Origin of the sequence: Anaerococcus sp. AH8042_DFU013_CI05 (genome assembly GCF_047936775.1) — a bacterium.
Lineage (GTDB): Bacteria > Bacillota > Clostridia > Tissierellales > Peptoniphilaceae > Anaerococcus.
In genome coordinates, this window is the sequence record NZ_CP175954.1 from 197,372 (window position 1) to 219,497 (window position 22,126).

The following is a 22,126-nucleotide window of genomic DNA, read 5'->3' on the forward strand; positions in this document are numbered from 1 at the left end:
TAAAAGAAAAGGAGGTGCATTATGCCTACAATTAACCAACTTGTTAGAAAAAGTAGAAAAAGTGAAAAATCTAAATCAAACACACCAGCTTTAGGTTACAACTACAATACTTTAAAAAGCAGAGTTACTCCTAACCAATCACCACAAAAACGTGGCGTTTGTACATCAGTTAGAACAGTAACACCTAAAAAACCTAACTCAGCTTTACGTAAAGTTGCCAGAGTTAGACTTACAAATGGTGCTGAAGTACTTTCATACATTCCAGGAATTGGTCACAACCTACAAGAACACAGTGTTGTACTAATTAGAGGTGGAAGAGTAAAAGACCTTCCAGGTGTGCGTTACCACATCATAAGAGGTACTCTAGATACTGCAGGAGTAAATGGACGTAAACAAGGTAGATCTAAATACGGTGCTAAAAAAGACCAAAACTAGATCATAAAATTTAAAATAAGTGCATAATGTGCCTATAATTAAGAAATAAATTATTGAAATTAAGGTATATGCATGCACACTTACGACAAAAAATTAGTCGAGTACTAATGATATTACACATAATTGGTAAAGGAGGGAAGCAAAGTGTCAAGAAAGGGACATATACCAAAAAGAGAAGTAATGCCTGATGCAAAGTATAATGACCGTGTTGTAACAAAATTAATCAACAACGTTATGCTTGATGGTAAAAAAGGTCTTGCAACAAGAATTGTATACGATGCATTTGACATTGTAGCAGAAACTACAGGAAACGACGCACTAGAAGTATTCTACCAAGCGCTTGAAAATATTATGCCAACACTAGAAGTTAAAGCTAGAAGAATCGGTGGTGCTAACTACCAAGTACCTATGGAAGTTAGACCAGAAAGAAGACAAACTTTAGCTTTAAGATGGTTAGTTAATTTCTCAAGAGCTCGTGGCGAAAAAACTATGGTTGATAGACTTGCAAAAGAAATTCTAGATGCATCTAACAACTCTGGTGCAGCTGTAAAAAGAAAAGAAGAAATGCACAGAGCGGCAGAAGCTAACAAAGCATTTGCACACTATAGATATTAATAGGGGGAAAATTTGGCTAGAGAAGTTTCACTTAAAGATACCAGAAATATCGGGATTATGGCACATATCGATGCCGGTAAAACTACTACAACAGAAAGAATCCTATACTACACTGGTAAAATTTACAAAATAGGTGATACTCACGATGGTACAGCAGTAATGGACTCCATGGACCAAGAAAAGGAACGTGGTATTACAATCGGTTCAGCTGCAACCACAGCATTTTGGAAAGATCACAGAATTAACATTATCGATACTCCAGGACACGTGGACTTCACTGTAGAAGTAGAAAGATCACTAAGAGTACTTGATAGTGCTGTAGCTTTATTTGATGCAAAAAGTGGGGTAGAACCACAATCAGAAACTGTTTGGAGACAAGCTGACAAATACCACATTCCAAGAATTTGTTTTATCAATAAAATGGATGCTACTGGTGCAGATTTCTTCATGGCAGTTGATACTATCAAAGATAGATTAAAAGCAAACGCAGTTCCAATAGAAATTCCAATTGGTTCTGAACAAGATTTCCAAGGTGCAGTAGACCTAATAACAATGGAAGCTGTAACATATAACACAGAAGACTTAGGTGCTCACCCAGTATATGGCGAAATTCCAGCAGATCTAAAAGACAAAGCTGAAGAATACAGAAACAACATGCTTGAAGAATTATCAGAAGTAGATGATACTATCATGATGAAATATCTTGAAGGTGAAGAAGTTACTGTAGAAGAAATCAAAGCTGCAATTAGAAAAGGAACAATCGAACAAAAGATTTTCCCATGCCTTTGCGGTTCAGCATACAAAAACAAAGGTGTACAACCACTTTTAGACTCAATCATTGAATTTATGCCAAGCCCACTAGATGTACCAAACATCAAAGGTCTCGATCCAAAAGACGAATCAGTTGAAATGGAAAGAAAACCAAGTGATGATGAGCCAACAAGTGCACTAGCATTTAAAGTTGTAACTGACCCATATGTAGGTAAACTTATCTACACAAGAATTTACTCAGGTACAATCGAATCAGGTTCATATATCTATAACGCAACAAAAGGTAAAAGAGAACGTGTTGGACGTATCATGCAAATGCACTCTGATAAGCAAGAGGAAATTCCAGTAGGTTATGCTGGAGATATCGTTGCTCTATTAGGACTTAAAGATACAACAACAGGGGATTCACTATGTGATCAAGATAATCAAATTATCCTTGAAAAAATGGAATTCCCAGATCCAGTAATCTCAGTTGCTATCGAACCAAAAACAAGAGCTTCACAAGATAAAATGATTATCGGTCTTCAAAAACTAGCAGAAGAGGATCCAACATTCGTTACAAAATCAGATGAAGAAACAGGTCAAACAATTATCTCAGGAATGGGAGAACTTCACCTAGAAATCATCGTTGACAGACTTTTAAGAGAATTCAAAGTAGAAGCTAATATCGGTAACCCACAAGTAGCTTACAGAGAAGGTATCACTCAAGAAGCAGAAGCACAAGGTAAGTTCGTAAGACAATCAGGTGGTTCTGGACAATACGGTGATGTTCACTTAAGAGTTTCACCAGGCGAAGAAGGTTCAGGAATTACATTTGAATCACAAATTGTCGGTGGTTCAGTACCTAGAGAATACATCAGACCAGTTGAAGAAGGTGTACGCGAAGCAGCAGCTAATGGTATCCTAGGTGGATATCCAATGGTAGACATGCACGTAGTACTTTATGATGGTTCATACCACGAAGTTGACTCATCAGAAGTAGCCTTCCACGTAGCAGGTTCAATGGGTCTTAAAAATGCAGTTGAAAGAGCAAAACCAGTTTTACTAGAACCAATCGAAAAAGTAGAAATTACAACTCCAGACGAATACTTAGGAGATGTAATGGGGGACGTATCAAGCCGTCGTGGTAAAATCGATGGAATGAATCCAAAAGATGGTATCCACGTACTAGATGCATTTATCCCACTATCAGAAATGTTTGGTTATGCAACAGACCTAAGAAGTAAAACACAAGGTAGAGCAACATACTCAATGCAATTTGACCACTACGCTCAAGTACCAGAATCAGTAAAAGAACAAATATTAGATAAGTAATTTAATAGGAGATTAAAATGAGTAAACAACAATTCGAAAGAAGCAAACCACATATTAATATCGGAACAATCGGTCACGTAGACCACGGTAAAACAACAACAACAGCAGCGATAACACAAGCTCTAAACAAAAAATACGGAACAGGTGAATTCATCGACTACGAAAACATCGATAAAGCACCAGAAGAAAGAGAACGTGGAATCACAATCAACACATCAGTAGTAGAATACGAAACAGCAAACAGACACTACGCACACATCGACGCTCCAGGCCACGCTGACTACGTTAAAAACATGATCACAGGAGCAGCACAAATGGATGGAGCAATCATCGTAGTATCTGCAGCAGACGGTCCAATGCCACAAACAAGAGAACACATCCTACTAGCACGCCAAGTAGGAATACCAAAAATCGCAGTATTCCTAAACAAAGAAGACCAAGTAGACGATCCAGAACTACTAGAACTAGTAGAAATGGAAGTAAGAGACCTACTAACAGAATACGAATACGACGGAGACGACGCACCAGTAGTAGTAGGATCAGCATTAAAATCACTACAAGAAGGTGGCGAAGGCGAATGGTCAGACAAAATCCTAAAACTAATGGAAGAAGTAGACGGATACTTTGACATCCCAGAAAGAGACAATGACCAACCATTCCTAATGCCAGTAGAAGACGTAATGACAATCTCAGGCCGTGGAACAGTAGCAACAGGAAGAGTAGAAAAAGGAACACTAAAAGTAGGCGATACAGTAGAAATCGTAGGGCTAACAGAAAAAACTTCTGAAGCAGTAGTAACAGGAGTAGAAATGTTCCACAAATCCCTAGAACAAGCAGAATCAGGAGATAACGTAGGAATCCTACTAAGAGGAGTACAAAGAGACGAAATCTCAAGAGGCCAAGTATTAGCAAAACCAGGAAGCGTACAACCACACACAGAATTCGAAGGCCAAGTATACGTACTAACAAAAGAAGAAGGAGGACGTCACACACCATTCTTCAGTGGATACAGACCACAATTCTTCTTTAGAACAACAGACGTAACAGGAGACATCGAACTAGAAGAAGGCGTAGAAATGGTAATGCCAGGAGACAACGCAACATTCAAAATCAAACTACAAAAACCAATCGCCCTAGAAGAAGGACTAAGATTTGCAGTTCGTGAAGGTGGTAGAACAGTAGCTTCAGGAGTTGTAACAAAAATTACAAAGTAGTCCCATACTAATCGGGTGAAAAATACAAAAGTATTTTTCATTTTCGAGATGATTGCCGTAAGGCAGAGTCCGAAAAACTAAGCGAGATGTTCACGCAGTGATCATCAAGAGGACCCCACACTAATCGGGTGAAAAATACGAAAGTATTTTTCATTTTCGAGATGAAGGTCCTCCCTTAGCCGGACAGGCTTTATTCTGAGTCCGAAAAACTAAGCGAGATGTTCACGCAGTGAATGTCGTGAGGATTATTCTATAAAATTATAAAAAAAGAGTAAGCATTTGCTTGCTCTTTTTGTTTTGAAAAATTTTATAAAAAAATATACGATATAATGAAAAAAATACATTTGTGATACATTTACTTATTTGATATGCCGATTTTACACATTTAAATTTACACAACTATCCTATTAAAGTATATTATATACTATGGAGGAAATATGAATAAAAAATCATTAATAATTATGTTGGCTTATGTAGGAGTTGTAACTGGTGCTGGACTTGCTTCAGGTCAGGAAATTTTACAATACTTCGTATCACTTGGCATACCAGGACTTATTGGAGCTGGAGTGGTAGGATTATTACATACATTAATAGGAGGAGTTCTTTTACAATTAGGATCTCACTATATGGCGACAGATCACTCAGAAGTATTTGGCGAAATTACAAATAAATATATGGGCAAGTTTATGGATTATTCATTAATATTTACTTGCTTTGTTATAGGCTTTGTTATGATTGCAGGAGCTGGCTCAAATCTAAATGAAGCATTTGGTATTGAAAAATGGATAGGCCAAGTTATATGTGCAGGGCTAATCATTATTGTTGGTATGATGGACTTTGAAAAAGTTTCAAAAATTATAGGATCTTTTACACCTCTTATTATTATTTTTACACTAATCGGTTCTTTGTATACATTCTTTAATTATAATCCAGATTGGAGCCATCTTGATAGTATAGCAAGAGAGTTACCATCAAATTTTAATAGTGTAATATTTTCAACATTTAATTATTATGGTATGTGTTTGATGAGCGGGGTTTCAATGGGACTTGTTTTAGGTGGAGAAGAAATAAATACAACTGATGCTGGGATAGGTGGCCTATTAGGTGGAGCCATCGCAGGGGTGCTTGGAATTTTGATTTCTTTTACTCTTTTTATAAGAATTGATGAAGTTGGAAAACTTGATATCCCGATGTTATATATCATAGAAGACATAAATCCTATCCTCGGCTTACTAATGGCAATTGTAATATTTGGAATGATATTTAATACAGGTATCTCACTTTTTTATGCTTTAGCCCGTAGATTTTCAAAAGGTGAAGAAAAAAGATTTAGAATTATGTTAATTTTACTAACTTTGATAGGTTTTGTTCTAAGCTTTGGTGGTTTTAAAGAGTTAGTATCCATATTTTATCCTATAATTGGTTATGTAGGCATAGTTATGATGATAGTTTTAGTAGCAGCTTGGTATAAAGAAAGATCGGCTATAAAATATGAGTCTTATAAAAGACTAGGTATTAACCACTACATGAGAAAAAAAGTAGATGAGAATGAAGAATTCTCTAAGAAAGATGAAGAGAAATTAAATAAACTAATAGAAAGATCTCATATAGATAATGATCAAATAGAGCAGGCTGCAGAAGATTTTATCCGTGGTGAGTTAGATGACGATAATTAAATATATTAACAACATTTTAAAAAGAATTTAAAATTCATGTATATTAAAAGAGCTAGAAGAGCTAGGAATTCAAGCAAGAAAAATTGTCAAGACTGGAGTACTTGGAATTATTAATCCACAAAAAGAGTGAAAAGTTTTAGCTATTAGAGCAGATATTGACGCACTTCCAATATGTGAGGAAACAGATCTAGATTTTAAGTCAAAAAAAAAAGAGGGTGTGATGCATGCTTGTGGACATGATACTCATGCAGCTATGCTTTTAGGAGCTGGTAAAAAACTTCAAGAAATGAAAGATGAAATTTGAAAAGTTGTGTTGTTATTTCAACCTGCAGAAGAATTTATAAAAGATTCTGGTGCAAAACATGTCATGGAAGAAAAGATATTAGAAAAAGAAGGAGTAAATAGGATTATTGCCCTTCATATAAATAGTGCCTTAGAATTAGGAACTGCTTCAATACAAGAAGGACCAATCAAAGCCTCAGCTGATACTTTTAAAATAGAGATTATAGGACAGGGAGGCCATGGATCAGAACCAGACCTTACTATAGATCCCATAGCTATAGGATCTCTTATAGTTCAAAATTTACAAAATATTGCTGCTAGAGAAGTTTCGCCTATAAATCCTATGGTATTATCTATAACTTCTTTTAACTCAGGAAATAGTGAGAATGTAATTCCTGATAAAGCTAAGCTACTAGGAACTACTAGAACATTTGACAATGACCTTCGCGAAAAATTTCCTGAAATTATAGAGAGAATTGTAAAAGGGATTTGTGAATCTAACAGAGCTAAATATAATTTTGAGTATTATTTTGGCACTCCAGCGACAGTAAATGATGAGGAATCTGCAAAGCTTGGTTATAATGTTCTAAAAGATATTATTGGTGAGGAAAAAATTATCCATTCTAAAGCTAGAATGAGTGGAGAAGATTTTGCAAAATATCTTTTGGAAATTCCTGGTGCTTTGATGTTTCTAGGGGCAAAAGTAGAAGGCGATAGCTATCCTCACCATAATTCAAAATTTATAATAGATGAAAGAGCATTAAAAATTGGTTCAGAATATTTTATAAATTACACTAAAAAATATTTTGAACTTTAAATTTAATAGACTCAATATAAAAAACTTCTTAAGATGAATAAATTTCTTAAGAAGTTTTTAAATTAAAATTTATAAATCAAAATACGCCCAATTAATCGCATTAGGAAGTACTTCAAATTTTATTATTTTATCTTTAAATATTTCCCCATCAATATTGCCTAAAAACTCTTTATCAGCTCTTATTATCCCTGATTTTACTTTTAACTCGCTTAGATATTTTGAGTTTTGATGTTTGCCTTTTTTGTATTTTAGAATAAGACTAGGCAAGACGTATTTTGGAAATCTTTTTGCCATTACTAGGTTTATTACTCCATCGTTAATTTTTGCATCTGGAGCTGGATTAAAGCCTGATCCGTAATATGATCCGTTGCAGATTGCTGATATTAAAAACTCATCTTTAAAGTGAATTTGTGATCCATCTGATAAATTTAAGTCTATCTTTAAGTTATTATATGTCAAATGAAATATTCGGTCTGCCACAGCTTTGATGTAGGCCCTTTTGCCTAGAGACTTATCTTTTTTTAGATATTGATAGGCTTTTTGCAAGACTTCTGTATCAAATCCTAAGCTTGTGACATTTATGCAGTATTTGTCATTTATTTTTATTAGATCTATAGGTTTTTTTAATATATTAAAGGTATCTTCTATGGTAAAGTTTTTATAGTCAAAGTTTTTTGCAAAGTCATTGCCAGTGCCTGTTGGTATAAGACCAATGGTTACATCCTGACCATAGCATAGATTTACTAGTTCATTTAAAGATCCGTCACCTCCTAAAAGGATTATGACTTTATCATCATAATCACTTTTTAGGAAGGATTTCACAATTTTTTCTAAGTGACCTGCGTATTTTGTTTCTTTAACTATTATTTCGTCTTCTTTATTATATGTCTTGTATATTTCTTCTATATGATTTTTACTAAAATAATATTCTGTTGCTCCTGCATTAGAACTTATTAAAAATAGCTTTTTCATAATCCTTTATTCTTCTCTAAGTGCTTCTACTGGGTCTTTTTTGGCTGCCATTGATGATGGGATAATACCAGCTATCAGTGTTAATAATACTGAGATTATTACCAATGCAGCAGCAGCTTTTGCTGGTAGGGTCGATGCTATATAGTCAACACCTGTTAAATTACGGATGATATTTGTAATTGGAATATTTAATAGCATTGTTACCCCGATACCTATCAAGCCTGACAAAAATCCAATTATAAATGTTTCTGACATAAATACTTTTCTGATATCTGATTTGCTAGCACCAATTGACCTTAAAATTCCAATTTCTTTTGTACGTTCCAAAACAGAAATATAGGTTATAATTCCTATCATAATAGATGAAACGACAAGGCTAACACCAACAAAGGCTATTAGGACATATGAGATGGCATTTACTATATCTGTTACGGATTTGGTGATAAGTCCTATATAATCCGTGTATGTGATTTGCTCTTTCTCGCTTTTGTCTTTATTGTAATAATCTATCACATTTTTAATATTTTCACGATTTTCAAAATTTTCTACATAGATGTCAATTTCTGCTGGTGCATCCTTGCTAACTACTCCTAGATCTTCAAGGTTTTTATTATAAGAATTGCCAGATAGGAATTCGTCATAGACATCAATTAGAGTTTTTTTGTCATTTTGATTTATTACATATTGGGCAAGTTGGTTTTGATTTTGATTTTCATCTGGCTTTTGGTTTTGCATCATAGAAGGATTTGCCATGGCCTTCATTTGCAATTCCTTGGCATCTTTTTGAGTTTGTTCTGCAATTTCTGGCTTATTTCTAACTATCCAAGTAGAAAAGCTAAGTGAGTTTTTCTCATTTAAATTTTCTAGGAAATATCTAGCAGATTTTTGTTTTTCATCATCATTTTTTGCCCTAAAAGGGAGATTGTTTAGGACGTTTTTATCCTTATCTGCTACTTGCGTCTTTACAATTTCAGATTTATTTGCATGGTCAATCATCATATCTGTAAGGCCCTCTGTAAATCCTACTGATCCGTTTACAATTTGATTGTCATCATTTGTTTTTCTTTTTGCGATGCCGACTATTTTTGCTTTCTCGCCTCTTTCTACAATTTTATCTACTTTTACTTCATCATCTTTGACATTGATAAAACCATCACCTTCTTTTTCGTAATAGTCAGAAGGGGAAACTATATTGTATTCGTGTCCTATAATTTCTGTTGGTTTGATACCTATTTCATCTAAATCTACTTTTTCGTTATTATCTAGTTTTGAGATGATTTCCTTATAATCTTTAGCTGGCAAAAAACCTAGTTCATACATATGAGCTGTAAATATTTCGTTATTGTAATCAGTAAATAAAACTAATTCATCTGGATTTTCTGGCCATTTGCCGTCTACTATCTCGTATTCATCTGTAATTATTGGACTAATCTTGCCATCATCTGTGCTTATTAATTGGGTAAAGTTTTTATTATCTTGACTTGGAGCGAAAAAGTCTGCTATTGGTGGTCGATTATTTTCCTCAAACTCTTCACCATTTGTATTTACAAGTTCGCCTTTTGGATCTTTTGTATAAATATCAAAGTTCATATCATAAAGATAGGAGATGAAATTTGATCCTACATTTTGATTTAAATCATCCCTATTTTCTTCAATAAAATTTTTAAAGGGTGTAAGATTATTTTCTTTAACATTTGAAGCAAAATCTGACCTACGGTCTAGGATGAAATTGTTAGTGTAGACATTATCATCTTTATGGTTTTTCTCCTCAGTCTTTGGTGGGGTGATTAATGATCCTAGATTTACTGATTCTTTTTGAACTTGGATTGGATATGATTTTAGGGCTTTTCTTTGGCTATCAGCTATAAAATCATTTGCTCCAGTTGATATTGAAAGGATAAGTGCGATACCAATTATCCCAATAGATCCTGCAAAGGCTGTAAGAAGTGTTCTAGCTTTTTTGGTCAAAAGATTATTAAATGAAAGGCTGATTGCTGTGGGTAAGCCTAATTTTATTTTTTTTGTCTTAAAATTATCCAACTCATTTGGCTCAGTAAATGGATTACTATCTCCGATTATTTGTCCATCTTTTATACGAACTATCCTTGTTGAATAGGTCTCAGCTAGTTCTGGATTGTGGGTTACCATTATTACTAGCCTATCTTTTGCAATTTCTTTAAGCAAGTCCATGATTTGCTTGCTAGTTTCTGTATCAAGAGCTCCTGTTGGTTCATCTGCAAGGACAATATCAGGATTATTTACCAAAGCACGAGCTATGGCAACTCTTTGCATTTGTCCGCCGGATAATTCTGATGGCTTTTTACTTATATGCTCACCAAGACCAACTTTTTTTAAGGCTGCTATTGCCTTTTGGCGTCGATTTTCTTTTGATACACCCGATAAGGTTAAAGCAAGCTCTACATTTGATAAGATACTTTGGTGGCTAATCAGATTGTAGGATTGAAAAACGAAACCAACTGATACATTACGGTAAAAGTCCCAATTATTGTCGGAGAAATTTTTGGTAGACTTACCATTTATCAAAAGATCACCTGATGTGTAGTGGTCAAGGCCGCCTATAATATTTAAAAGAGTAGTTTTACCTCCTCCTGATTGGCCTAATATGGAAACAAATTCATTTTGTCTAAAGGAAATGGAAACATTGTTCAAAGCAGTTTGTTCAAAGTCTCCAGTCTTATAAATTTTAGAAATATTTTTAAGGGTTAACATTTATACCTTCTTTCTGTAATCACAATATTATACCCTCATTATTTGTGAAAAGTAAACTTAAATGTAATATATTTTATAGAGGTAAATATGCAAAATTTAGTACTTTATAGGGAAAATTATTCCCAAATAAATAAGAAAATTACATATTACAAAAGGCTAGGAATACATGGTCTTCTTATAAATCCATTTAGTGAAATTAATGAGAAAATAATAGAAGAAATCTTTGCTCTAAACGACTTATTAGTAAAAAATAATATTAAATTATTTTTACAAATGGATATAGAGCAAAGTTCAAAAATTCTTTTAGAAAGTGACGAACAAATTGATTGGGTCAATCCTAAAATTCGTACATCCTTTTACCAATTTATAAACTATCTAAAAAAGCATAAGCTAAAAGGATTTTATTATACAAATTTTGAAAAACTTTTTGCAGATGACTTTTACTTTTATATAAGAGAGATGGCAAAAAATATTTTTCTGGGTGAAGATACCCTAAGCATAGGACAGATAAATAGTGATGAATTGGCCTATCAAAAGTTTTTGTCAAATACAAATTATCAAAATTTTGATTATATTTATAACAAAAAAAATTCAAAAAAAAATATGACAGATTTACAGGAAGTAAAAAAATACTTTTCATCAATTCAAAATGAAAATATAAGGCAGATTTTTATTACAGACAATCTTTTAAAAAACTTTATAAATACTAAAAATTTCCCATTTTTCAGTCATAGTTTAGTTACAGGGGTGACTTTTCTATTAAATGGAGGCGTACTTTTAGAAAATTTTGAAGAACTTGGGATCTTTGAAAATAATAATTATAGCAATGACCACAAGGTGTTAGATCAAACCAATAAAACTTTTGATTTTTACAAAGAACTTATTAATATAAAAACAAATATAGAAGCAATCAAGAGGGGGACTTATAGGGAGATTTTTGCAAATGATCCAGATATTTTCGCATTTATTAGGACCTATGAGGATAAAAAAGTGATTGTTTTTGCAAATTTTAGCCAAAAAGAAGTACTCGCTGATATTCGTTTTCATTTCATTGATATTAACGATTTTAAGTATCTTTTAGGTAATTATGGCAAGAGAAAGATTGCCAAAAATCTCTTATTAAGACCCTATGAATTTATTGCATTTACAAAATAATTTATTAAAATATTATAAGTGTAAAATATTTTGCAAAAAAATTTGTGATTTTCGATTTAAAGTGTTAAAATAATAACTGACAAATATAGTAATATGTTTAGGAGGAAATTATGCAATTTGTTGCCGTACTAGTCACACTAGTATTATTTTATGTACTCCACCTGATGAAAAAACGTGGCGTTTCATTTGGAGGTAGGGTTATTACCGGTACTATCGCAGGTCTTATTTTAGGATTTATATTTAGAGGTAATACTGAGTATGTTTCTGTTTTTGGTTCTATTTATGTTAACTTGCTTTATGCTATGGTTATTCCACTATTATTAACTACAATTGTTAGAACCATGTTAAACACAGGCTCACTTACAAAACTTAGATCTGTTGGTCTAAAGTCAGTTGGAATTTTAAGTTTACACAATGTTATGGGATCCATAATTGGACTTATCTTAGCTATTATCTTCAGTATTGGCCAAGGAGTAAATTTTGATGTTCCTGTCGATACAGAAGTGCGTGAAGTACCTACAGTAGCCGAAACTATCACTAACTTTTTCCCATCAAATATCATTTCAAATGCAGCTGAAGGACAAATAGTACCAATTATTATCTTTTCAGTTTTACTTGGTATAGCTGCCCTAAAATTAATTGAAAATGGTAAGGAAGAAGTGGTTCGTCCATTTGCAGAATTTACAAACTCACTTGCTGAAGTTATTTTCAAACTTACAAGTATGATTACAAGTCTTACTCCATATGCAGTACTTGCACTTATGACAAATGCTGTTGGTAGGGTTGATTCAACAGCTATTGCTCCATTTATTTTAATATTAGTATTAAACTATGTGGCATCAGCAATCCACACCTTCCTTGGAACTGGTATACTTGTATCAGTATTTGCAAAAGTAAATCCTTTCACTTATTTCAAAAAAGTATGGCCAGTAACAATGATTGGTTTTACTACCCAATCTTCTATGGGTGCAATACCAGCAAACGTAGAAAATCTTACAGAAAAACAAGGTGTTGCTGAAGAAATCGCATCATTTACAGCACCTCTTGGAGCAACTATGGGTATGCCAGGTTGTGCAGGATTTTGGCCAGTAATGAATGCAATTTTTGTTGCAAATATGATGGGACTAGGCTGGGGAGCAGCTGATTATATAAAACTTATTTTAATTGCACTTTTAGTTTCTCTAGGAACAGTTGGTGTGCCAGGAACAGCAACAATTACAACAACTGCACTATTTGCATCAATGGGACTTCCACTAGAAATGGTAGTATTACTTGCTCCAATCTCTACACTTGCAGACATGGGTAGAACAGCTACAAATGTTACAGCTGCAAACTCATCAGCCCTTATAGTAGCTGCTAGTGAAAATAAATTTAATAGAGAAATATTTAATAGAATCTAATTTTTTTAAAAAGCTTGGCTAAAAGTCAGGCTTTTTTATTGTAAAAATTTACTTTTCTTGTAAAATAAACTTATCTATTTTAAGGAGAGTTTATGAAAATTTTAGTTTTTGGATTAGGCTATGTGGGTTTGGCTAATGCCATATTGCTTAGCCAATCAAATGAAGTAATAGGAATTGATACCAACGAAGAAAAAATCAGTCTTATAAATCAAAAAAAGTCACCACTGACTGATGACTTAATAATATCGTATCTGGCAGAGAAGGATCTTAATTTAACAGCAACAAGTGAATACAAAAATCACTTGGCAAATGCAGATCTTGCCATAATTGCTGTGCCTACAAACTATGATGAAGAAAGTAGATACTTTGATACATCTTTTGTAGATGATGTAATTACTAACATTAAAAATGAAAATCTGCCTATCTTAATCAAATCAACAATCCCAGTGGGATATACAAAAGCACAAAGAGAAAAATTTGCTTGTGAAAATATTATATTTTCACCAGAGTTTTTAAGAGAAGGTAAAGCCCTTTATGATAGTCTAAATCCATCTAGGATAATAGTAGGAGATAGGACAGATCTTGGCAAAAAAATTGCTGATTTATATAAAAATGAAGCGCAAAATGACCCAGAAGTTTTAATTATGGACTCTACAGAAGCAGAGGCTGTAAAACTTTTTGCTAATACCTATCTAGCTATGCGAGTATCATATTTTAATGAACTTGATACCTTTGCAGAAATTAAGGGGCTTTCTACAAAAGATATTATTGATGGAGTTTCTGCTGACCCAAGGATAGGAAACTATTATAACAACCCATCATTTGGATATGGGGGGTATTGTCTGCCAAAAGATAGCAAACAACTTTATGCAAATTTTGAAAATGTACCAAATGCAATGTTTGGTGCAGTTATTGATGCCAATCAAATTAGAAAAGATTATATCAGCGATAGGATTTTAAGGGACAAGCCAGAAACAGTTGGCATTTATAGACTAGTAATGAAAAAAGATTCGGACAATTTTAGAAAGTCTGCAATTTTTGATGTAATAAATAATATCAAAGATCAAACTGAAATCATAATCTATGAGCCAAATGTAGAAGAAGAATTTTTTGAAGGTTTAAGGATAGAAAATAATCTTGAAGCATTTAAAAAATCCGATATTATAGTTGCTAATAGGCTAGATAATGAATTAATAGATGTAAAAGATAAAGTTTATACAAGAGATATTTTTAATATAGATTAATTAATATCTATAAGGGTAAAATAAAAAGTGAGAAAAAAGGAGGGCTTTATGAGCGAAAAAAAAGAAAAATATATACCATTGGTGCACTCCAAGCTTAGAAAATCTTTTATCACCGTGCCAAAAGAAATTTATAAGGCATCTGGGATAATGATTTTTGAAAAGAGAATTAAATCCTTACTTTTTACAACAGACCTTGCTATTATTAGAAATTCAAATGCTGATAGCATCATGGCAGTTTATCCATACACCCCTCAAAGTTCGATTTCAAATGCTATTTTAAGCGTATCTAATGTTCCTTGTTTTATAGGAGTTGGCGGAGGTACTACCCAAGGCTTGCGTTCAAAATACGTTGCAATTGATGCAGAGCTTTCTGGTGCCTATGGAGTGGTAGTAAATTCTCCAATGCCAAATAAGGACATTAAAGAAATTTCTGGTTTTGTAGATGTGCCTGTAATTGCAACTGTTACCACTAGTGAAAATGACTATATTGGTAAAATTCAAGCAGGAGCTGAGATTTTAAACGTATCTGGTGGTAAATATACTGCTGACTTGGTAAGGGAGATTAGAAAAGATATTGGCGATAATTTCCCAATCATAGCCACAGGGGGAAAAACTGGAGAAAGCATTCTAGAAACAATAGATGCAGGCGCAAATGCCATCTCTTATACACCACCATCAAGCTCAGAAGTATTTGGACAAATGATGGATAAATATAGAAACGAAGATGTTGCCCACTAATTTTGGCCTCCAAAAGGGAGGTCTTTTTTAAAGGAGAATTATGTATCAAGGTTATATTACAGATATAGATGGCATAAAAGTTGGCCATGCTCAAGATTTTGATGCGGGGACTGGACTTACAGTATTAATTCCACCTAAAAACAATACTTGTGCAGTAGAAGTCAGAGGCTCAGCACCAGGAACTCGCGAAACAGACCTCTTAGATCCAATAAATACTGTGGAAAGTGTAAATGCACTTATCCTAAGCGGAGGTTCTGCTTATGGGCTTGATGCTGCTAGTGGAGTTATGGAATCTTTAGAAAAAGATGGAATAGGGCTTGATGTTGGAGTTGGGATTGTGCCAATAGTTCCCCAAGCGGTTTTATTTGACCTAGCTTACAAAAATCCAAAAATTAGACCTGATAAAAATATGGGAAAAATTGCCTACAAATATGCAAAATCAGATGAGTATCGCCAGGGAATAATAGGGGCAGGAACTGGAGCGACAGTAGGTAAAATTTTGGGTATGGATTGCGTAATGAAATCTGGCCTTGGATCTGCAACCATAAGTGAAGGAGATTTAAAAGTTTCTGCAATAGTTGCTGTAAACTCCTTTGGAGATGTTTTTGACTATGAAAAAGGAATTCAAATAGCAGGCCCTATCAAAGATGGAAATATGATAAAAACAACTGACGTAATGGCAAATATCATGAATGATTTTTCTGATATTGCTAATAAAAACACAACAATTGGCATAGTGGCAACAAATGCAAGTTTTGATAAGACAAAACTTAAAAAAATCGCCCAAATGTCCCACGATGGATTTGCAAGATCTATAAATCCCGTCCATACTGGCTTTGACGGAGATACAATATTTTCTTTAGCAACCAATGAAATCCATGCAGATTTAAATATTGTAGGAGTAATGGCAGCTAATGCTATGAGTCGCGCCATTGCCAATGCAATTTATCATACAAAATCTCAAAAAAGCATTGACTAAAAGACAAATAGGTAGTAAAATATAGCAGTAACACTCTACTCCGTGATAAATCAACGGGGTCATAGACCATAGGGAGGTGAAAAAATGAATAACTACGAAGCAGTTTTAATTTTCAAAACTGATATGCAAGATGCAGATAGAACTGAACTATTAGAAAGATTCAAAGGAATCATCGAAGAAAATGGTGAAGTAACTAGTGTAGATGACTGGGGTAAAAGAAAATTAGCTTACGAAATTAATTATATCAAAGATGGATATTATTATATCGTAGACTTTAAATCTGAACCAGACCATATCAGAGAATTTGAAAGAAGACTTAGACTTTCAGATTTCATAATCAGATACATGGTTATCAGAAAAGAGGACTAATTTATGAATCGAGTAGTACTTGTAGGAAGACTAGTACGTGATCCAGATTTAAGAAATACTCAATCAAACCAGACTGTTACTAGCTTTACTCTAGCTGTAGATAAGAATATGAGTAAGCAAAAGAAACAAGAACTAGAATCTCAAAATCGTCCAACAGCAGATTTCATTCGTATAGTTGTTTGGGGTCCTCAAGCTGTTAATTGTGAAAGATATTTAAGAAAAGGAAGTCAGTGTGCAGTAGATGGTAGAATCCAAACAGGATCCTACATTGATAAAGAAACAGGCAAAACAGTTTATACTACTGACATTGTAGCTGAAAACGTAGAGTTTTTAGGTAGCCGTTCTGATAATCAAGGTGGAGGCTCAAACTATAATCAAAATTATGGTGATAACCAAGATTATGGCAATAACGACTATTCACAAACAAATTATCAAAATAATTATAACAATAATTCCTACAATCAAAACCAAGGTGGATTTGATAGTAGCGATGATTTCTTTGATGATGATTTCACAGAAATTGAAGATGATGGAAGGATTCCGTTCTAAAAAATAAAAGGAAAGGAATACCATGGCTCAAAATAGAAGATTTAAACCAAGAAAAAAAGTTGATCCATTTGTAAAAGATCCATCAAAAGTTATCGATTACAAAGATATTGAAACTTTAAAAAGATTTATCTCTGATAGAGGAAAAATCCTACCTAGAAGAGTAACAGGTCTTAATGCAAAACACCAAAGAGAAATTACACGTGCAGTTAAACGTGCTCGCCAAGTTGCATTATTACCATATGAAGAAAATTAATAATTAGATTATAAATATAAAAACAAATTCAATAAGCGATAAATAGGACGCTAAAAGTTAATGCAGACTTGCATCTCTTTGGCGTCCTTTTATTATATAAAAATATTTCAAGTTGATTTATAATTGTAATATTATTGTTTTAATACTACAATATAAATATAAATATTATATAAGGAGGACATATGTCTGTAGAGATTTTATCTTTGATAGTAGCAATACTAGCGATAATCTTCATGATTTTTACAATTACCCAAAAAATCAATCCACTATCAGCTGGTAATGAACGTATGCTACAAATCTCAAGCTATATCAGAGATGGTGCGATGACATTTCTAAAAAGAGAGTATAAATTCATCGCAATTTTCGTTGTTATAGTAGCAATCTTATTAGCAATATTCTTAAATATTAGAGTTATGATTTGCTACTTACTAGGTTCTGTTCTTTCAATGCTAGCAGGTTTTATAGGAATGAGAGTTTCAACTGCAAGTAATGTTAGATGTGCAAACCAAGCTTACGAATCAGGCCAAGATGGAGCTTTAAAAGTAGCTTTCTCAGGCGGTTCAGTAATGGGTATGGCAGTAACAGGTCTTGGATTTATAGGAATTATTTTAACCTACCTTTACTTTAAAGACCCAACAATCCTTATGGGATATTCACTAGGTGCATCATCAGTTGCTCTTTTTGCAAGAGTTGGTGGTGGTATCTATACAAAAGCTGCTGACCTTGGGGCTGACCTTGTAGGTAAAGTAGAAGCAGGAATCCCAGAAGATGACCCAAGAAACCCTGCAGTTATTGCTGATAACGTTGGAGATAACGTAGGTGATGTTGCTGGTATGGGAGCAGATTTATTTGAATCTTATGCTGGTGCTATCATTTCATCAATGACACTTGGTGCAGTTTACTTTGAAGAAGCTGGTTTACAATTTACACTTTTCTTAGCAGCCCTAGGAATTATTGCATCAATCATCGCTTCAATCATTTTCTTAGTAGGCAAACACGCTAACCCACAAAAATCATTAATGGGTACACTTTACATCTCAGGAGCTATAGTACTAATCGGCTCACTACTTTTATCAAACAGATATTTTGGTAACTATAGTGCAGCTCTTGCTGTTATTACAGGACTTGTTGCAGGTATTTTAATCGGACTTTTAACAGAAGTTTATACTTCAGATAAATATAGACACGTAAAATACATCTCAAAAGAATCATCAACAGGTGTTGCTACAAACATCATTGCTGGTCTTTCAACAGGTATGCTTTCCACAGTATTCCCAATTATCGTAATTGCTCTTGCTATTATGGTTGCATTTAAACTAATGGGAGTATTCGGAATTGCCCTTGCAGCAGTAGGTATGCTTTCAATTACAGGAACAACAGTAACAGTAGATGCTTACGGTCCAATCACAGATAATGCTGGTGGTATCGCAGAAATGAGCTACCTACCAGAAAGCGTTCGTGACATCACAGACGGGCTAGACTCAATTGGTAACACAACAGCAGCTATTGGTAAAGGATTTGCAATCGGATCTGCAGCCCTTACAGCACTTTCATTATTTATTACTTATGCTGAATCAATCAACCTTGAAGCAATCTCTATCCTAGATAGTAGAGTAGTTGCAGGTATGTTTATAGGTGGTATGCTACCATTCCTATTCTCAGCATTAACAATGAATTCAGTAGGAAAAGCTGCTAGCCAAATGATTGAAGAAGTAAGAAGACAATTTAGAGACGATGACAAAATCTTAGCTGGAGAAAGAGACCCAGACTATGCAAATTGTATCGATATCTCAACTACAGCTTCACTTCAAGAAATGATTATCCCAGGAGTATTAGCAGTTGTAGTTCCAATCTTAGTTGGTATTTTCCTAGGACCTTATTCTCTAGGAGGACTATTAGCAGGAGCACTAGTAACAGGTGTAATGATGGCTATATTTATGTCAAATGCTGGTGGTGCTTGGGATAACGCTAAAAAATACATCGAATCTGGTGTAGAAGGCGGAAAAGGATCTGATGCCCACAAAGCAGCAGTAGTAGGGGATACAGTAGGTGATCCATTCAAAGATACATCAGGACCATCACTAAATATCCTAATTAAACTTATGACAATAGTTTCAGTAGTATTTGCTGGATTATTTATCTAAGATATAAAATAAAAACGAAGGAATTTTCCTTCGTTTTTTTATTTATATTTATATATAAAAACAAAATTTATTGACACAATATTGTTTATATGTTTAAATAGCATAGGTGATATATTTGATTGATAGCAAAATTATCATAAAAGATAATTAAGTACACTTGCTAGAAATCGTTTGGATATATTATTTTTACTATATAGATTGTCTAAAGATAGGATTATCCTTAGTACACACTTTAGGCTTATAAAGAAAGTTAGCTTTCTTAATAGGGAAAGTGCGCTCTTTTTTAACTAATCTATAAGTAAAATGCCTTAAAGATTAATTTAATTAAAAAGAGACACTCCTGTAAAGTTTTTTACAGGTTTTTTTGTGCAAAAATATAAATTAATATGTTGATAAGGAGATATGTTTGGTAAAAGAAATAGATGATCTAAGTAAAAGTAATAAGATACTTAATATATATATGAGTTTAGATAGATGTCCAGTTGGAGTTAAGTATTTAAATTCAAAAGAGGAATATGATTCTATACAAGCAAGTGTTAGAAAAACTAAAGTAACCTATTGCAATTCAGTGAATTTAGCTAGTAGAGGTGAAAAATTGAAATTATTAAAAGGGCATCAAGCTTGCATAGGTGGATCTACTGCCTTAGGTTTTGAAAAATACAATGAAGATATGCTATCGGGTAAAACTAGGCTTAAAAGAGAAAATTATGCAGATTTAGAAACTAGTAAATCTGTATCTGATGAGATGAAATTTAATGATAACTATATTTACGGTGTGTTGGTTTCACCTATAGATAAAATGGAAGTGGAGCCAGATGTAATTATAGTTATTGGTAAATCATACAATATTATGAGACTAATTCAAGGATATTCTTATAATTATGGTTATGCTACAAGTATAAAAACTGTTGGGTTACAAGCTATCTGCCATGATCTAACCACAGCTCCTATAATAAGCGATAGTGTAAATATTTCCTTCTTATGCCCTGGTACGAGGTTAGTTGCAGATTGGCAGCCTGATGAAATAGGAATAGGCATCAGCTTTAGCAAATGGTATAAAACTGTCCAAGGCGTGGTCAGTACTACAAATGCATTTGTTAGAAATGATGAAAAAGAAAAAATTATTAAAAAACTAGATGATAATGGAATGGATTCTAATCATATAAAATTAAATCAAAATTATGATACTGGATTATACAAGGGTGGTTTAGCTGAAATTTAAATTTAGCAATAGAGAGTAAGTAGAGGGTTTAATGAAAAAATTACATAAAGTTATAGCATCAATTTTATTTGCATCCTTGATTACAGGATGTGTGCAAAATAATGACAAAAGTAAGGTGAATAATGATAACAAAAATATAGAGAATTCTACAAATGATAATATAAAAGAAGATAGTTTAAACGCAGGTGAACTTATAACTGATAATCACAAAATAGAAGATGAACCTAGATATGGGACACCTATTGTTATATCATACAATGGAGGAATATGTGCGGGTGCACCTAATATAGCGGATATTAGAGGAGAATTTAAAGAAAGAGGAATTGAAGTTGAATATGTTAGTGGTGAAAGTAATGTGGATGCTTTAGGTACAGGAAAAGCTGATGCAAGCGTTGGACATATAACTAAATTTATTCCACCAACTTTAAATGGGGTTAATATGATATTTACATCAGGTGCTCATACAGGATGTAAATCATTATATGTATTAAATGATAGGAAGATAGAATCTACTAAAGACTTAGTAGGAAAAACTGTTGGATTTCCAGAGCCTATAGGAGCATCAGATCAAAATATTGCCTTAAGATTTTTCCATAAAGATAATATCGGGGTAGATGAAGTTAAATATAAGCAGGTTGAATTATCCGCTATAATACAATCCTTAGAAAAAGGAGAGATCCAAGGCGCAATTCTAACAGACGAATATGCTGATAAATTTTTAAAAGACGGAACTTTGAAAAGAATTAGATCACTAACTTGGGGTGATGATTTTAAAAATGAAACATGTTGTGTTAATGCAATGAATGCTGATTTTGTAGAAGAAAATCCACTTATGGCAAAATTATACAATGAAGCAGTTATAGAAACACAAATTTGGATAGAAGAACATCCAGAAGAAGCTGCAAAAATTCTATATGATAATAATTGGGCAAGCGGAGATTTTGATGCAAGTGTAAGAATGTTAGATTCTTATAATTGGAATGTTACATTTGAAAATACAAGTAACACATTTAAAACAGGCTTCAATGAATACAAAGAAATGGGAATAATTAAAACTGAAATGGATAGTGATGAATTCCTTAAAAATTATTGGCAAACAATCGGCTTAAAAGATAGTGATTTTAAATAGTTAAAACGAAGGGATTTTCCTTCGTTTTTTTATTTATATTTATATATAAAAATAAAATTTATTGACACAATATTGTTTATATGTTTAAATAGCATAGGTGATATATTTGATTGATAGC

At 33.3% G+C, this 22,126-nt stretch carries 18 protein-coding genes and 1 pseudogene; 17 read left to right on the forward strand and 2 right to left on the reverse strand.

The window, feature by feature from the left end; genetic code table 11:
- Nucleotides 1-21: 21 nt before the first annotated feature.
- From rpsL to ACKRLN_RS01095, 6 genes and pseudogenes are all read left to right on the forward strand, one after another.
- Nucleotides 22-435: a 30S ribosomal protein S12 gene (rpsL, locus tag ACKRLN_RS01070; protein WP_203127538.1), complete on the forward strand. Its 414-nt coding sequence runs from the start codon at nt 22-24 to the stop codon at nt 433-435.
- A 144-nt stretch (nt 436-579) separates the two neighbouring features.
- Nucleotides 580-1,050 carry a 30S ribosomal protein S7 gene (rpsG, locus tag ACKRLN_RS01075; RefSeq protein ID WP_203127537.1) on the forward strand — a complete coding sequence of 157 codons (471 nt, stop codon included), beginning with the start codon at nt 580-582 and terminating at the stop codon, nt 1,048-1,050.
- 12 nt (nt 1,051-1,062) lie between these two features.
- The gene (fusA, locus tag ACKRLN_RS01080; protein WP_416334983.1) at nt 1,063-3,135 is read left to right on the forward strand and encodes an elongation factor G; all 2,073 of its coding nucleotides are present in this window, start codon (nt 1,063-1,065) and stop codon (nt 3,133-3,135) included.
- A gap of 17 nt (nt 3,136-3,152) precedes the next feature.
- Complete coding sequence (tuf, locus tag ACKRLN_RS01085; protein ID WP_416334984.1) at nt 3,153-4,349, forward strand: elongation factor Tu; 1,197 nt, start codon at nt 3,153-3,155, stop codon at nt 4,347-4,349.
- Nucleotides 4,350-4,786: 437 nt separating this feature from the next.
- Nucleotides 4,787-6,025, forward strand: a complete 1,239-nt coding sequence (locus ACKRLN_RS01090; RefSeq protein ID WP_416334985.1) for a hypothetical protein — start codon at nt 4,787-4,789, stop codon at nt 6,023-6,025.
- A 142-nt stretch (nt 6,026-6,167) separates the two neighbouring features.
- A pseudogene (locus ACKRLN_RS01095) lies at nt 6,168-7,124 on the forward strand (M20 metallopeptidase family protein).
- Between the two features lie 69 nt (nt 7,125-7,193).
- Here ACKRLN_RS01095 and ACKRLN_RS01100 read toward each other — a convergent pair.
- Both ACKRLN_RS01100 and ACKRLN_RS01105 read right to left on the reverse strand, forming a co-directional pair.
- On the reverse strand, nt 7,194-8,096 hold the full coding sequence (locus ACKRLN_RS01100) for a diacylglycerol/lipid kinase family protein (RefSeq protein ID WP_416334986.1): 903 nt from the start codon (nt 8,094-8,096) through the stop codon (nt 7,194-7,196).
- A gap of 6 nt (nt 8,097-8,102) precedes the next feature.
- Nucleotides 8,103-10,826 carry an ATP-binding cassette domain-containing protein gene (locus tag ACKRLN_RS01105; protein WP_416334987.1) on the reverse strand — a complete coding sequence of 908 codons (2,724 nt, stop codon included), beginning with the start codon at nt 10,824-10,826 and terminating at the stop codon, nt 8,103-8,105.
- 87 nt (nt 10,827-10,913) lie between these two features.
- Here ACKRLN_RS01105 and ACKRLN_RS01110 point away from each other — a divergent pair, with 87 nt between their 5' ends.
- The 11 genes from ACKRLN_RS01110 (at nt 10,914) to ACKRLN_RS01160 (ending at nt 22,008) form a co-directional block, all read left to right on the forward strand.
- The gene (locus ACKRLN_RS01110) at nt 10,914-11,981 is read left to right on the forward strand and encodes an alpha-glucosidase C-terminal domain-containing protein (protein WP_416334988.1); all 1,068 of its coding nucleotides are present in this window, start codon (nt 10,914-10,916) and stop codon (nt 11,979-11,981) included.
- Nucleotides 11,982-12,091: 110 nt separating this feature from the next.
- Nucleotides 12,092-13,381: a dicarboxylate/amino acid:cation symporter gene (locus ACKRLN_RS01115; RefSeq protein ID WP_416334989.1), complete on the forward strand. Its 1,290-nt coding sequence runs from the start codon at nt 12,092-12,094 to the stop codon at nt 13,379-13,381.
- Nucleotides 13,382-13,473: 92 nt separating this feature from the next.
- A complete protein-coding gene (locus tag ACKRLN_RS01120) occupies nt 13,474-14,625 on the forward strand; it encodes a nucleotide sugar dehydrogenase (protein WP_416334990.1) in 1,152 nt (383 codons plus the stop codon).
- Between the two features lie 48 nt (nt 14,626-14,673).
- Entirely contained in the window at nt 14,674-15,363 is a 690-nt protein-coding gene (locus tag ACKRLN_RS01125; RefSeq protein WP_416334991.1) for a hydrolase, read from the forward strand.
- Nucleotides 15,364-15,403: 40 nt separating this feature from the next.
- Nucleotides 15,404-16,342: a P1 family peptidase gene (locus ACKRLN_RS01130; RefSeq protein ID WP_416334992.1), complete on the forward strand. Its 939-nt coding sequence runs from the start codon at nt 15,404-15,406 to the stop codon at nt 16,340-16,342.
- A gap of 84 nt (nt 16,343-16,426) precedes the next feature.
- Nucleotides 16,427-16,711 carry a 30S ribosomal protein S6 gene (gene rpsF / locus ACKRLN_RS01135; RefSeq protein ID WP_203128339.1) on the forward strand — a complete coding sequence of 95 codons (285 nt, stop codon included), beginning with the start codon at nt 16,427-16,429 and terminating at the stop codon, nt 16,709-16,711.
- 3 nt (nt 16,712-16,714) lie between these two features.
- Nucleotides 16,715-17,260, forward strand: coding sequence for a single-stranded DNA-binding protein (locus ACKRLN_RS01140; RefSeq protein ID WP_203128337.1), 546 nt, complete (start codon nt 16,715-16,717; stop codon nt 17,258-17,260).
- 22 nt (nt 17,261-17,282) lie between these two features.
- On the forward strand, nt 17,283-17,513 hold the full coding sequence (gene rpsR / locus ACKRLN_RS01145) for a 30S ribosomal protein S18 (protein WP_203128335.1): 231 nt from the start codon (nt 17,283-17,285) through the stop codon (nt 17,511-17,513).
- A gap of 182 nt (nt 17,514-17,695) precedes the next feature.
- Entirely contained in the window at nt 17,696-19,657 is a 1,962-nt protein-coding gene (locus tag ACKRLN_RS01150) for a sodium-translocating pyrophosphatase (protein WP_203128333.1), read from the forward strand.
- 406 nt (nt 19,658-20,063) lie between these two features.
- A complete protein-coding gene (locus ACKRLN_RS01155; RefSeq protein ID WP_416334993.1) occupies nt 20,064-20,879 on the forward strand; it encodes a DUF169 domain-containing protein in 816 nt (271 codons plus the stop codon).
- Between the two features lie 31 nt (nt 20,880-20,910).
- Nucleotides 20,911-22,008 (forward strand): ABC transporter substrate-binding protein, encoded by a 1,098-nt coding sequence (locus ACKRLN_RS01160; RefSeq protein WP_416334994.1) that lies wholly within the window; start codon nt 20,911-20,913, stop codon nt 22,006-22,008.
- The last annotated feature ends 118 nt before the right edge of the window (nt 22,009-22,126 follow it).